The sequence below is a fragment of the Corallococcus sp. AB011P genome, from assembly GCF_003611605.1.
In the GTDB taxonomy this organism is placed as follows: domain Bacteria; phylum Myxococcota; class Myxococcia; order Myxococcales; family Myxococcaceae; genus Corallococcus; species Corallococcus coralloides.
The window spans coordinates 208,655-221,564 of record NZ_RAVX01000004.1 but is presented as its reverse complement, the minus strand read 5'-3'; the positions used below and the strand labels follow the sequence as shown (position 1 = coordinate 221,564).

The window sequence follows — 12,910 nt, the reverse complement described above, 5'->3', positions numbered from 1 at the left end:
GTGTCCGGTCGTTAAACCTCCGGCCGGCATGCACAAGACCCACCTCGTCGGCGCCCGTACCCACAACCTCAAGGATTTGTCCGTCGATCTCTCCGAAGGGGAGTTCGTCTGCGTCACCGGCGTGTCCGGAGGCGGAAAATCGAGCCTCGCGCTCGACACGCTCTACGCGGAGGGTCAGCGCCGGTTCGTGGAGAGCTTCAGCCCGTACGCCCGGCAGTTCCTCGAGCGGCTGGAGCGGCCGCCCATGGACGCGCTGGAGCCGGTGGCCGCGGGCGTCGCGGTGGACCGTCGCGCGCCGGTGAAGAGCTCGCGCTCCACGGTGGCCACGCTGGCGGACGTGGAGCCGTACCTCTCCGCGCTCTTCACCCGCGAGGCGATGCCGGTGTGTCCGGACTGTGGCCTGGAGGCGGTGCGCACCGACGCGCGCGTGGCCGCCCGGGCGGCCCTTCGTGAGCACCCGGACGCGCAGGGCGTCTTCACGTACCCGGTGCGCATCCCCGACACGTCCGCGTTCATCGACGCGCGGGCCCGCCTGCTGAAGGACGGCTACCACCGGCTGATGGTGCAGGGCGAGGTGAAGGAGCTGGAGACGCTCAAGCCGGGCGAGGCCACCGACCCCGCGGGCGTGGCGCAGGTGGTGGTGGACCGGGTGAAGCTGACGGACGCGAACCTGTCCCGCGTCACGCAGGCGCTGGAGGACGCGTGGGCGCGCGCGGACGGCGAGGCGCTGCTCTTCATTCCGGAGGTTGCACCGAAGCGGCTGCGCCGGGGCCTGGTGTGTCCCAAGTGCGCGCGGGAGTTCGAGCTCGCCCGGCCGGGCCTCTTCAGCTACCAGAGTCCGGTGGGCGCGTGCGCGCCGTGCCGTGGCTTCGGGCGCACCATCGGCATCGACTGGGGGAAGGTGATCCCCAACCCGACGCTGAGCCTGGCGGAGGGCGCCATCCGCCCGTGGTCCGGCCAGTCCACCACCTGGGAGCGGGAGATGCTCCAGCGCTTCTGCCGGCAGAAGAACATCCCCTTCGACAAGCCGTGGGAGAAGCTCACCGCCGCCCAGCGCGAGGCGGTGCTCCAAGGCGAGGGCGACTACGACGGCGGCCGCGTCTATCCGGGCGTGCGCGCGTGGTTCCGGTGGATGGAGGGTCGTACGTACAAGATGCACGTGCGCGTGCTGCTGGCGCGCTATCGCGCGTACACGCTCTGCGAGAGCTGTCATGGCGCGCGCCTCAACGAGCAGGCCCGCGCGTGGCGCGTGGGCGGCATTGATTTGCCGGCCTGGCACGGGCTGGAGCTGACGGACGCGCTGGCCCGGCTGGACGGATTGAAGACGCTGACGGGGCAGGGGGACCTGGCGCGGCGCGAATTGGCCGCGCGCCTGCGCTATCTCCAGCGCGTGGGCCTGGGCTACCTCACGCTGGACCGGCCCGCGCGCACGCTGTCGGGCGGCGAGGCGCAGCGCGTGTCGCTGACCGCGGCGCTGGGCACGTCGCTGACGGGCGCCCTCTTCGTGCTGGACGAGCCCACCGTGGGCCTGCACCCGGGGGACGTGCCGCCGCTCACGGAGGCCATCGCGGAGCTGGCGGACCGGGGCAACATCGCGCTGGTCATCGAGCATGATCCGCTGATCATTCGCTCCGCGCACCGTGTGCTGGAGCTGGGCCCGGGCGCGGGACGCCAGGGTGGCAAGCTGTGCTTCGACGGCACCCCGGAGGCGCTGGCGAAGCGGCAGGACCTGCCCACCGGCCGCATGCTGTCCGGGGGCGCGGAGGCGCCGCGCACGCCGCGCACCCGCACGGGCGAACTCGTCATCCGCGAGGCGCGCGAGCACAACCTGAAGGACGTGTCCGTGCGTGTGCCGCTGGGCGTGCTGTGCGCCATCACCGGCCCCAGCGGCTCCGGCAAGAGCACGCTGATGGACGAGGTGCTCTACCGGCACTTGGCGCGCGGGCTGGGCGTGAAGGACGTGGAGGCCCCCGGCGACGTGGCGGCGGTGGAGGGCGGGGCGCAGGTGGAGGCCATCACCTTCGTGGACCAGTCCCCGCTGGGGCGCACGTCGCGCGGCAACGCGGCCACGTACACCAAGGCGTGGGACCGGCTGCGTGAGCGCTTCGCCTCGGAGCCCGACGCGGAGGTGCGGGGCCTGACGTCCGCGCACTTCTCCTTCAACGTGGACAAGGGCCGCTGCGAGGCCTGCTCCGGTGAAGGCTACGAGACGGTGGAGATGCAGTTCCTCGCGGACGTGGCCCTGTTGTGCGCGGTGTGCCGGGGCCGGCGCTTCAAGGAGGAGGTGCTCGCCGTCCGTCACCAGGGCTTCAGCGTGGCGCAGGTGCTGGAGATGACGGTGGACGAGGTGCTCCAGCACTTCGGCGACGACTCCGCGCTCAAGCGCACGCTGGGGCCGGCGCAGCGGCTGGGCCTGGGCTACCTGCCCCTGGGCCAGCCCCTGTCCACGCTGTCCGGCGGCGAGGCGCAGCGGCTGAAGCTGGCGCGCGCGCTGGCGAGCGACGCGAAGGGCACGCTGTTCCTCATCGACGAGCCGAGCGCGGGCCTCCACGCGGAGGACGTGCGCCACGTGATGGCGTCGCTGCACGCGCTGGTGGACCGGGGCGCGAGCGTGCTCGTGGTGGACCACGACGTGTCGGTGATGAAGGGCTCGGATTGGATCATCGACCTGGGGCCCAAGGGTGGCCGGGACGGTGGCCGGCTGGTGGCGGAGGGCACGCCCGCGGACGTGGCGAAGGCGCAGGGCAGCGCCACCGCCGCCGCGCTCCGGGGCGAGGGCAAGCCGCTGGCGAAGGCGGTGAAGCTGCGCCGCCCGGGGAAGGAAGCGCCGCCCGCCATCGAGGTGGAGCACGCACGCGAGCACAACCTCAAGGACGTGTCCTGCCGCATCCCCCTGGGGAAGATGACGGTGGTGACGGGGCCCAGCGGCTCCGGCAAGAGCTCACTGGTGTTCGACGTCGTCTTCGCGGAGGGCCAGCGCCGCTTCCTGGAGACGCTGACGCCGTACGCGCGGCAGTTCCTGCCCACGCTGCCGCGACCGGACGTGGAGCGCATCAGCAGCATCCCGCCCACCGTGGCGCTGGAGCAGCGTACGTCGCGCGCGGGGTCCACCAGCACCGTGGCCACCGTCACGGAAGTGGCCCACTACCTGCGGCTCATGTACGCGAAGATTGGCGAGCCGCACTGCCCGCATGACGACACGCCCATCGGCGCCACCACTCCGGCCGCGCTCTTTTCGCAGGTGCTGGCGACGAAGGGCGACGGTCAGGTGCTGGCGCCGGCGGTGCGTTCACGCAAGGGCACGTACCTGGACGTCTTCACCGCGGCGGCGCGCGCGGGCATCACCCAGGCCATCGTCGACGGGGAGCTGGCGTCCACGGACGACCCGCCGCGCCTGGCGAAGACGAAGGAGCACGATATCGACCTCGTGATGTACGAGGGCAAGCTCGCGAAGCTGCCTCGCGAGGTGTTCGAGGCCTCGCTCAACTGGGGCAAGGGCGCGGTGAAGCTGCGCACGGGGAAGGCGGAGACGCTCCTGTCCAGCGAGCGCACGTGCCCGAAGTGCGGCACCGCCGTGCCGGAGTTGGATCCGCGCTGGTTCTCCTTCAACACGAAGCAGGGCCGCTGCGAGTCGTGCGAGGGCACCGGCGTGCAGGGCGGCGCCGCCGCGATGGCCGAGGGCGAGACGGCCCCGTGCCGCACGTGCGAGGGCACCCGCCTGTCCCCGGTGCCGCGCGCGGTGCGGCTGGAGGGCGCGCGCTACCACGAGGTGGTGCAGGCGTCGGTGACGGCCACGCTCGCGCGCGTGCGCACCTGGAAGCTCAAGGGCGACCGGGCGCTGCTGGGCGAGACGGCGCGGCAGGAGATGCTGCGGCGGCTGGAGTTCCTGGAGCGCGTGGGCCTGGGCTACCTGTCCCTGGACCGCAACGCCGCCACGCTGTCCGGCGGTGAGATGCAGCGCTTGAGGTTGTCCGCGCAGCTGGGCGCGGGCCTCACCGGCGCGATGTACGTGCTGGACGAGCCCACCATCGGCCTGCACCCGCGCGACACGCACCGGCTGCTCGACAACCTGCGCGCGCTGGTGGAGACGGGCTCCACGGTGCTGGTGGTGGAGCATGACTCGGACACCATCCGCGCCGCGGACCACCTGCTGGACCTGGGGCCCACGGGCGGCCGGGGCGGCGGTCACATCCTGGCGGAGGGCACGCCGGACGTGGTGCTGGAGTCGGACTCGCCCACCGCGCAGGCGCTGCGGGCCGCGCAGGTGCGGCCTCCGTCGGGCAGGGGTGAGCCGAAGGCCTGGGTGGAGCTGAAGGGCGCTCGCGCGAACAACCTCCAGCGCGTGGACCTGCGGCTGCCGGTGGGTCGGCTCAATGTCGTCTCCGGTGTGTCGGGCTCCGGCAAGAGCACGCTCATCCGGCAGGTGCTGTTCCCGGCGCTGCGCGACAAGCTGGGGCTCGTCACCGCGAAGGCCGGCGCGTTCGACGCGCTCAAGGGCACGGAGTCCATCAAGCGGGTGCTGTCGGTGGACCAGTCGCCCATCGGGCGCACGCCGCGCTCGGTGCCGGCCACGTTCCTGGGCATCTGGGACGAGCTGCGCCGCGTGTTCGCGGCCACGCCGGAGGCGAAGATCCGCGGCTTCGGGCCCGCGCGCTTCTCCTTCAACACGGCGGCCGGTGGCCGCTGCAAGGTGTGCGAAGGGCAGGGCGCCATCTCCCACGAGATGTCCTTCCTGCCGGACGTCGTCACGCCGTGCGAGGCCTGCAACGGAGCGCGCTTCGACGCCGCCACGCTGGAGGTGCGCTACCACGGGCTCACCGTGGGCGATGTGCTGCGCCTGTCCGCGGACGAGGCCAAGGACGTCTTCCGCGCGCTGCCCAAGGTCGCCGCGCCGCTGGAGTGCCTGGCGGACCTGGGCGTGGGCTACCTGCAGCTGGGCCAGGGCTCCAACACGCTGTCCGGCGGTGAGGCGCAGCGGCTCAAGCTGGCCGCGGAGCTGACGGCCACCTCCCGCCACGAGCCCACGCTCTACGTGCTGGACGAGCCCACCACCGGCCTGCACCTGGGCGACGTGGAGAAGTTGATCACCTTCATGGGCCGGCTGGTGGACCGGGGCGACACGCTGGTCGTGATCGAGCACCACCCGTCGGTCATCGCCGCGGGGGACCACGTGGTGGAGCTGGGGCCGGAGGGCGGCGAGGGCGGTGGCCGCATCGTGGGCGAAGGCACGCCGCGCGAGGTGGCGAAGCTCAAGACGCCCACGGGCCGCGTGCTCAAGTCGGTTTTTTCCACTGAAGAACCCAAGGCGCGTGTCGCCTCACGGGGACGGTGAATCCATGCGCTCCTTCCGGCATCCTGCGCCCGCCATGAGAACCTCCCTGCTGTGCACCGTCGCGACGGTGGTCTCCCTCTCCACGGTGGCCTCCGCCGCGGACAAGACCGAGAAGAAAGCCATGTCCCTCCACCAGCTCTCCGCCAACCGGCTCGACGGCAAGCCCGAGAAGCTGTCGGACTTCCAGGGCAAGGTCGCCCTCGTCGTGAACACCGCGTCCGAGTGCGGCTACACGCCGCAGTACAAGGGCCTCCAGTCGCTCTACGACAGCTACAAGGACAAGGGCGTGGTCGTCCTGGGCTTCCCGTCCAACGACTTCGGCGGCCAGGAGCCGGGCACCTCCGAGCAGATCGCGAAGTTCTGCGAGCTGCGCTTCAAGGTCTCCTTCCCCATGTTCGAGAAGGTGAAGACCAAGGGCGAGGGCCAGTCCCCGGTCTACGCGTTCCTCGCCAAGGACCATGGCGAGCCCAAGTGGAACTTCCACAAGTACGTGGTGGGCAAGGACGGCCAGGTGAAGGCCGCCTTCCCCAGCAGCGTCACGCCCGACAGCCCGGAGCTGAAGGCCGCCATCGACAAGGCGCTCGCGGAGAAGTGACGGACGTCGGACGTCCGACGTTGGCTCCGCCCCGGGGGACTGCTCGGCGGCGGGGCCGGGCGTGCGCAGCTTGGGTGCCGGCCCATGGTTCCGGCTCTCTTCCCCGTACGTGTCGTGACCGTGGTGCTGTTCGCGGTGCTGTGCGGTGGATGCGCGTCGCTGGCGCCGCAGCGCTCGGAGCTGACCACGCGTGTGGGACGCTCCGACCTGTCCGTGGCGGTGATGCGCACGCGGGTGCGGGACCTGGCCCGGCGCTTCTCTGGACTCATCGAAGCCCTGGCGGACGACCTGGCCGCGCGCTCCGGTTCGCCGCACGTGGCCTCGGCCATGCTGCGCTTCAAGGCCAACGCGGTGCCCGCCGTGCAGAGCGCGCTCTTCCAGCCGGATCCGGTGGCCGCCCTCATCGACACCTGGACGCTGCTGGCCCAGCTCGAGGACTCGCTGCCTCATACGGCGGTGGACGCATCGCCGGAGCTGCTGGCGCGCGCCCATGACACGCTCGTGGACCTGGAGTCCCAGGTGGAGGCCGAGTGGCGCGTGGTGACGGGCCTCGAGGATGTGACCGAGGCGCGCGACAAGGTGCACGCCTGGGCCGCGGCGCACCCGCTGACCGGGCCGCTCGTCACGCGCGAATCCACCACGGCCCTGCTGGCCTCCCTCACGGAGGTGACGGGCGGAGGACTGCGCTCCACGGCCGCCAACCTGGTCGAGGACACGCGCGACCTCACCGCGCGGGTGGACCTCTACGCGACCAGCCTGCCCCGGCAGGCGCGCTGGCAGGCGGAGCTGGTTGCGACGGATGCCATGCAGGCTCCCACCGTCCAGGCCGCGCTGGCGGAGTTGGGGCGCACGGTGGACCTGCTGGACAGGGTGGGTGCGTTGGCCGCGAACTCTCCCGCGCTCATCGAACGCGAGCGCCGCGCGGTGCTGGACTCGGTGCACGCCGAACGCCTGGGCCTCCAGGAGTTCGTCAACGGCGAGCGGCAGGCGGTGTTCGCGGACGTGGGACGGGAGCGGCAGGCGCTGGTGGACGCGCTGCACGCCGAGCGCGTGGCCACGCTCCAGCAGCTGGACGGACTGGCGCGCGGCTGGGTGGACCACGCGTTCGACCGGCTGGGCCCGTTGGTGGACCGCGTGTTCCTCTGGCTCACGCTGCTGACGGTGCTGCTGGGCGTGGGTGGCCTCCTGGGAGGCCTGCTGCTCACCCGGGCGTGGCGGCGCGCGCGCTGAAAGAGCGCCTACTTCTTCTCCTTCGGCTCGGGCGGGAAGTCCTTCAGCATCTTGTTCACGCCTTTTTCAATCTTGCCGCTGTCGGTCTGGGCGCTCGGGCTGTTGCCGATGTCCGACTTTGCCGTGCCGCGCCAGACGAGCTTCTTCTCCTTCGCGTCCACCACGTCGAGGATGAGCGTGCCCTCGTCGTACTCGCGCACGTACGTCTGCGAGGGCCCGTAGTACGAACCCCAGAACGGATCCCACGGGTAGCCCCAGTAGTTGTCCACCGTCTCCGCGGACAACCGCTTGTTGATGGCACCCTGCCACCCGATGAGGAAGTCCGGGTTCGCGCTCGCATCCACCCTCTGGTAGCCGCGGGCCTGGAGGTCTTGGTCCACCGCCCCGGTCACCTGGCTATTGGTGATGTCGTTGTTGATGCGCGTGTCCTTCGTCTGCTGGGGATGCGTCAGCCACGCATAGGTGTGGAACTGCTGGATGCGCTGGACGGCGGCGGGGTCGTAGTTGGTGCCGACATCGACGCCCGCGCAGGACGCGAGCCCAAGGCCCACGAGCACGGGAAGAACACGGGACAGCAGACGCATGGCGGACTCCAGGAGGAGGGGCGCATCCCTTGGGGAAGGGGCGCGGTCAACGCCATGACGTTGGGGATGTCCCCCGGGGATGCCCGTCCGTGCCCGCCCGTCCGCCTCCGACCGTCGGGAGGGACGTCCTCAGTCGCCGCGCGATTCCTTCGGTCCCTTGGTCTTCAGTCCCTTCATGCCCTCGGAGCGGGCCATGACCACGGCCAGCCGCGCGCGCTTCTCCGGGCTCAGGTCCCTGGCGAGCGCCTGGTACAGCTCCCGGTCCAGCGCGGCGATCTGCGCGCGGGCGTCGAAGACCTTCTGCGCCGCCGCGTCCACCTGACCCAGCGCCGCGCTGTCGCCCCGCGACGCCAGGTGGAGGATGCGCGCCGAGTCCCGCACCTGCTCACGCAGCGGGCGGCGCCGGTCCTCGAAGCGGCGCAGCGTCTCATCCATCTTCAGGGCCTGCGCGCTGTCCAGCTCCAGCGTGTCCGCCAGCTCCAGCACCTGCCGCAGCCGCTGCCGTTGCTCGGCGCGGGCCATGCGGTCGGCGTCACGCGCGCCCGGCGCCCTCGGCCCGGGCTGCGCAATCGCCATCATTGGCAGCGCGAACACGAGCGCCCAGGTCATCCGCTTCATCGTCTTCACAGTGTCTCTCCCAGGTCGAAGTCCCCGTCCAGGTCGGAGTCGTCCCACGACAGGTCCTCATCCACGCCGTACCCCGAGCCGTCGTCCTCCAGCGGATCCAACCCGGCCCAGGCCTCGAAGGCGGCCAGCGTCTCCGCGTCCACGTCGTCGCGGGCGCTCGCGGACGGCACGGAGGCCGGCGCCGTCACCGGTCGGGGCGCCTTGAGCCGCTCCAGCGCGGACGGTCCCAGCATCAGCGCCACCACCGCCGCCACGGCCGCGAGCGACCCCAGCGCCCGGCGGCCCATCCCCCGGCGCGTCTGCTCCCGGCGCCACGCCGCCAGCGTCCTGGCGCCCAGGCCTTCCTGCGCGCGCACCTCCACGGGCGTCTGGGGCGGCAGCGCCACCAGGCCCAGGACCTCGCGCGCGGAGGCCACCTCCGCCTGACAGGCCGCGCAGGACTCCAGGTGGGTCTGGAAGCGCGCGGCCTCCTCGCCCTCCAGCGCCTCCGCGGCGTGGAGGCTCGCCTGCTCCTCGTATTCCACGCACGCACCCATCACTGCGTCTCCCCGGCCACGTCGGCCTTCAAGCGTTTCACCGCGTGGTGGAACTGCACCTTCGCGTTGTTCTCCGTGATGCCCAGCGTCTCCGCGATGTCCTTGAACGGTAGACCGCCGTCCACCCGCAGCGTCAGCACCTCGCGCTGACGGCGGGGCAGGGCGAGCACCGCCTGCCGCACCCGCTGGCCCTGCTGGGTGCGCTCCAGCGACGCGTCCGCGCCCTCGCCCATGTCCATCGCCACGTCATCCGTCACCGACTCCACCAGCACCGGCCGCCACCGCAGCCCCTGGCGCGCGTGGTTCTTCGCCAGGTTGAGCGCCACCCGCACCAGCCACGAACGGAACGGCGTGGGCGTGGTGGGCGTGAAGCGCGCGAACACCCGCCGTGACGCTTCCAGGGCCCGGAGGAATGCCTGCTGTGTCAGGTCCGCCGCGTCCTCCGCGCTCACGGTGTAGCGGCGCATCAGCGAGAAGACGAGGCCCCGGTGCCGTTCGAAGAGCTGACCGAACGCCGTCGCGTCCCCCGCGAGGAAGGCCCCGCACAGGGCCTCATCCGAGAGAGCGCTCACGGCCCCACCGGGCCGCACCAGTCCTAGGACCCGTCCGCTCACAGGGGCTTGAACCCTCCAGGGGCCGGAAGGTTATTTTCCGGCCCGTTTTTCGCCTCCCGGGATGTGCGCAAGGCGTCCGGTACCGGGCAGGCGGGCGGGCGCAAGGCCTCAGGCGGAGGCGGTGTCGCTGCCCGGGGTGGGGTGGGCCTGGAGGTACTTCAGCACGTCATCCAGGTGGCGGTAGACGCGCACCTCGTGGTGGATGACGTGTTCCACGACGCCGTCCGCGCCGATGATGAAGGTGACGCGCCGGTCGATGTTGAGGATCGGCCACAGCACGCCCCAGGCGCGGCTGATCCGCCGCTCGTCGTCTCCCAGCAGGGCGAAGTGGATGCCCTCCTGTTCAGCGAAGTCGCACTGGGTGGTGAGCGTGTCCACGGAGACGCCGACGAGCTCCGCGCCCAGCGAGCGGATCCGCTCGTGGTTGTCCCTGAAGGCGCGGTTCTCGATGGTGCAGCCCACGGTGAAGGCGCGGGGGAAGAAGAAGAGCACGACGCGCCGGCCTCGCAGCTCCGACAATCGAACGGGCTGCCCGTGGCAGTCGGTCGCTGCGAAGTCCGGTGCGAGTTCTCCGACGGCAATCATTCGATGCGCGCTCCATCCCGATACGGCCGGGGCTGCCCTTCCCCTACCACGTTTTCCCCGTCATCCCATGCCGCGCCGCGCCGGGTGTCCGCTAAGGTGTCCCTCCGTGTCGCCTGCCTTGATGGATTCCATCTCCCCCTCCTTTCTTGATGCCCTGGCCCGAGGCCTGGGAGTCACCCGGGTCGCCCGGGTCACCGGCCTGGACCGCACCGGCGTGGAGGTCGCCTGCGCGGTGCGTCCGGGTGGACACGTGCTCCAGGTGTGTAATGGCAAGGGGCTGACGTACGAGGCCGCGGCCCGGGGCGCGCTCTTCGAGACCGCGGAGCTGTGGGCGGCGGAGACGGTGCGGCCGGAGCGGCTGCGCTGGGGCTCCCGGACGGAGCTGGAGCGGGGCGGCGACACGGTCTGGGGCGTGGAGGCGCTCGGGTCGGCGGGCGCGGTGGTGGCGCCGAGGCTCGCGGGGCCGGCGGTGCGGCTGGCGTGGTGCGAGGCGCGGACGCTGGCCGGGGACGAGCGGGTCTGGGTCCCGGCGCAGGGCGTGTACTGCCCGCCCGCGGGGACGGTGGAGCTGGGGCCGGTGTCGGTGGCGTGGACGACGAATGGCTCCGGGGCGCATCCGGAGTCGGACCCGGCGCTGCTGCACGCGCTGCTGGAGGCCACGGAGCGCGACCAGCTGTCGAGGGCGTTGCCAGAGGGCTGGTCGGAGGAGGGCGTGGTGGGGCGGATGCTGCGGCCGGAGTCCCTGGAGGATTGGGCACCACGCACGGCCGCGCTGAGGAACGCGCTGAAGGCCCAGGGGTTTCGGGCCTACCTCTTCGATGTGACGCCCGCGCCCCGGACGCGCGGGAGGGTGGGGCTGCCCGTGGCGGCGGCGGTGCTGGTGGACGCGGACGAGGGCCCGGTGCCGCTCACGGCCGGCTATGCGTGCGCGATGGACCGGGATGAGGCCTTGCTGAAGGCCTTGCTGGAGGCCGCGCAATCACGGCTGACGGACATCCACGGAGCCCGTGAGGACGTGGCCGCGGCGGACCGCGAGGCGGCGCTGGGGTTCGCGCAGGCCCTGGCGGAGGTGAGGCCCCGTCGCGAGGTGGCCGCGATGCCGGATGCGATGGACCGGCGCGCGAAGACCGCGGCGGCGAAGGTGCGCACGGTGTTGTCGCTGCTGGACGGCGCGGGGTTCAAACAGGTGGCGGGCGTGGCGCTGGACGCACCGGTGCCCGGGCTGCACGTGTGGAAGGTCGTGGTGCCGGGCATGCGCGTCTCGGAGCTCCTGTGAAGCGGCGGTCAGGTGTGAAGGGTTCAGGGGCCGTCCCGGATGCCGCGAGCAGTCCTGCGCGTGAAGGGGCTCGCGTGAAGCGCCGGCCCGAGGACCTGGTGGTGTTCCTGGGGCCTTCGTTGCCCGCGGCCGAGGCCCGGCGGATCGCGCCGTGCACGGTGTTGCCTCCCGCGCGGCAGGGGGACGTGTGGCGGGCGCTGTCGCTCAAGCCCCGCGCACTGGTGCTGGTGGACGGCGTCTTTGAAGCGCAGCCGTCTGTGTGGCATCACGAACTGCTCGCGGCGCTGGAGGCCGGAGTGGCCGTCTTCGGTGGGGGCAGCATGGGCGCGCTGCGTGCCGCCGAGCTGTCCGAGCACGGCGTGGTCGGCGTCGGCCACATCTTCGGCTGGTATCGCGACGGCGTAGCGGTGGACGACTCGGAGGTGGCGCTGCTGCACGCGGACGCCGAACACGGCTGGCGCCCCCTCACCGTGCCCCTGGTGAACGTGAGGCACGCGGCGGAGCTGGCGCGAAAGGCGCGAGTGCTGGGGCGTTCGGGGGCGCAGGCCCTGGTGGACGCGGCCGCGGGCATCTTCTACCAGGAGCGCACCTGGACCCGGATCCGCGAAGCCGTGGAGCCCTCGTGGACCCGGCCCGTGCGCGAGGCCTGGGACGCCTGGTTCGCGGGCGGAGTGGAAGACCTCAAGCGGCTGGACGCCATGGAGTGCGTGCGCGCGGGCGCGGAGTTCGTGAGTCGAGCGGCCCCGACGCAGCCGGGAGCGCGGCGCAATCCTTCGTCGCTGGTGAGGCGCCGGCGCCTGATGGAGGACGTGACGCGCGTGGGCTCACGCGCCGTGGACTCCGGGCGCGTGATGGAGCTGCTGCGCGGCGCGCCCGATGCGGCGGCCTGGGCGGAGGCGGGCCTGCGGCGGGCACTGCTCGCGGGCTGGGCGCGTTCGCTGGGCCTCGACGCGACGGAGGAGGAGATCGCCGCGGAGGAGGCCGCGTGGTGGAACGAGCGGAAGGTCCGGGCCTCGCGCCGTGAGGCCTTCCTCTCAGCGAACGGGCTCGATGCGCTGGAGTTGCGCCGCCTGTGCGAAGCCCGCGCGCTGGAGCGCCTGGCCTTGAAGCACGCGTCGAGGCTCCTTCCGGACGGTCCCTCCTGGGACGAAGCCCTGGCTTCCGAGGCGCGACTGGGAGGCCAGTGGGAGCAGGCCGCCCGCGCGCTGGCGGAAGCGGACGACACCTCCGACGAAGGCGAATAGCCGGCCGGAGACGGGCCCCACACAATCCCAGGCAGGCCCTCTGTCACATCCGGACGGGCTGAAACCTGTTTCACGAACCTCAGGCTGCCTGACGGGTTGGACGCCCGTTCAGGGGCGACCCCCCTGCTGCGTCACGAAAAAACGTGACAGCCCCGCAGGGCCAGATAGGGTCAACCCCGGAGGTTGTCCGCATTGAACACCGCTCCCTGGGTGGTTCCGCCAAGTGGGTCCGCGCCGTCATCGGCCGGGCACGCTCGTGGATTGCGGGGAATCCGACCTCCGCGGTG

At 72.0% G+C, this 12,910-nt stretch carries 10 protein-coding genes; 5 read left to right on the top strand and 5 right to left on the bottom strand.

The features are described 5' to 3' along the window. Positions 1–28 precede the first annotated feature (28 nt). From uvrA to D7X30_RS14215, 3 genes are all read left to right on the top strand, one after another. Positions 29–5,332 carry an excinuclease ABC subunit UvrA gene (gene uvrA, locus D7X30_RS14225; protein WP_120563457.1) on the top strand — a complete coding sequence of 1,768 codons (5,304 nt, stop codon included), beginning with the start codon at positions 29–31 and terminating at the stop codon, positions 5,330–5,332. A gap of 121 nt (positions 5,333–5,453) precedes the next feature. After that, positions 5,454–5,927, top strand: a complete 474-nt coding sequence (locus D7X30_RS14220; protein WP_120563743.1) for a glutathione peroxidase — start codon at positions 5,454–5,456, stop codon at positions 5,925–5,927. Positions 5,928–6,011: 84 nt separating this feature from the next. Continuing rightward, on the top strand, positions 6,012–7,157 hold the full coding sequence (locus D7X30_RS14215) for a chemotaxis protein (protein WP_120563456.1): 1,146 nt from the start codon (positions 6,012–6,014) through the stop codon (positions 7,155–7,157). An 8-nt stretch (positions 7,158–7,165) separates the two neighbouring features. On the opposite strand, the gene D7X30_RS14210 is transcribed toward D7X30_RS14215, so the two are convergent. The 5 genes from D7X30_RS14210 to D7X30_RS14190 all read right to left on the bottom strand — a co-directional run bounded on the left by D7X30_RS14210 (position 7,166) and on the right by D7X30_RS14190 (position 10,103). Then, the gene (locus D7X30_RS14210; RefSeq protein ID WP_120563455.1) at positions 7,166–7,741 is read right to left on the bottom strand and encodes a DUF4136 domain-containing protein; all 576 of its coding nucleotides are present in this window, start codon (positions 7,739–7,741) and stop codon (positions 7,166–7,168) included. Between the two features lie 129 nt (positions 7,742–7,870). Continuing rightward, entirely contained in the window at positions 7,871–8,359 is a 489-nt protein-coding gene (locus tag D7X30_RS14205) for a hypothetical protein (protein ID WP_120563742.1), read from the bottom strand. Positions 8,360–8,364: 5 nt separating this feature from the next. Then, positions 8,365–8,904, bottom strand: a complete 540-nt coding sequence (locus D7X30_RS14200) for a zf-HC2 domain-containing protein (protein WP_120563454.1) — start codon at positions 8,902–8,904, stop codon at positions 8,365–8,367. Then, entirely contained in the window at positions 8,904–9,476 is a 573-nt protein-coding gene (locus D7X30_RS14195) for an RNA polymerase sigma factor (RefSeq protein WP_120563453.1), read from the bottom strand. Before D7X30_RS14195 ends, D7X30_RS14200 begins: the two co-directional genes overlap by 1 nt. 150 nt (positions 9,477–9,626) lie before the next feature. Further along, positions 9,627–10,103, bottom strand: coding sequence for a peroxiredoxin (locus tag D7X30_RS14190; RefSeq protein WP_120563452.1), 477 nt, complete (start codon positions 10,101–10,103; stop codon positions 9,627–9,629). Between the two features lie 121 nt (positions 10,104–10,224). On the opposite strand from D7X30_RS14190, the gene D7X30_RS14185 reads away from it, so the two are divergent. Together D7X30_RS14185 and D7X30_RS14180 are read left to right on the top strand one after the other, a co-directional pair. Further along, the gene (locus D7X30_RS14185; protein ID WP_120563451.1) at positions 10,225–11,379 is read left to right on the top strand and encodes a YcaO-like family protein; all 1,155 of its coding nucleotides are present in this window, start codon (positions 10,225–10,227) and stop codon (positions 11,377–11,379) included. A 74-nt stretch (positions 11,380–11,453) separates the two neighbouring features. After that, positions 11,454–12,623, top strand: a complete 1,170-nt coding sequence (locus tag D7X30_RS14180) for a TfuA-like protein (RefSeq protein WP_120563450.1) — start codon at positions 11,454–11,456, stop codon at positions 12,621–12,623. Positions 12,624–12,910: the final 287 nt, after the last annotated feature.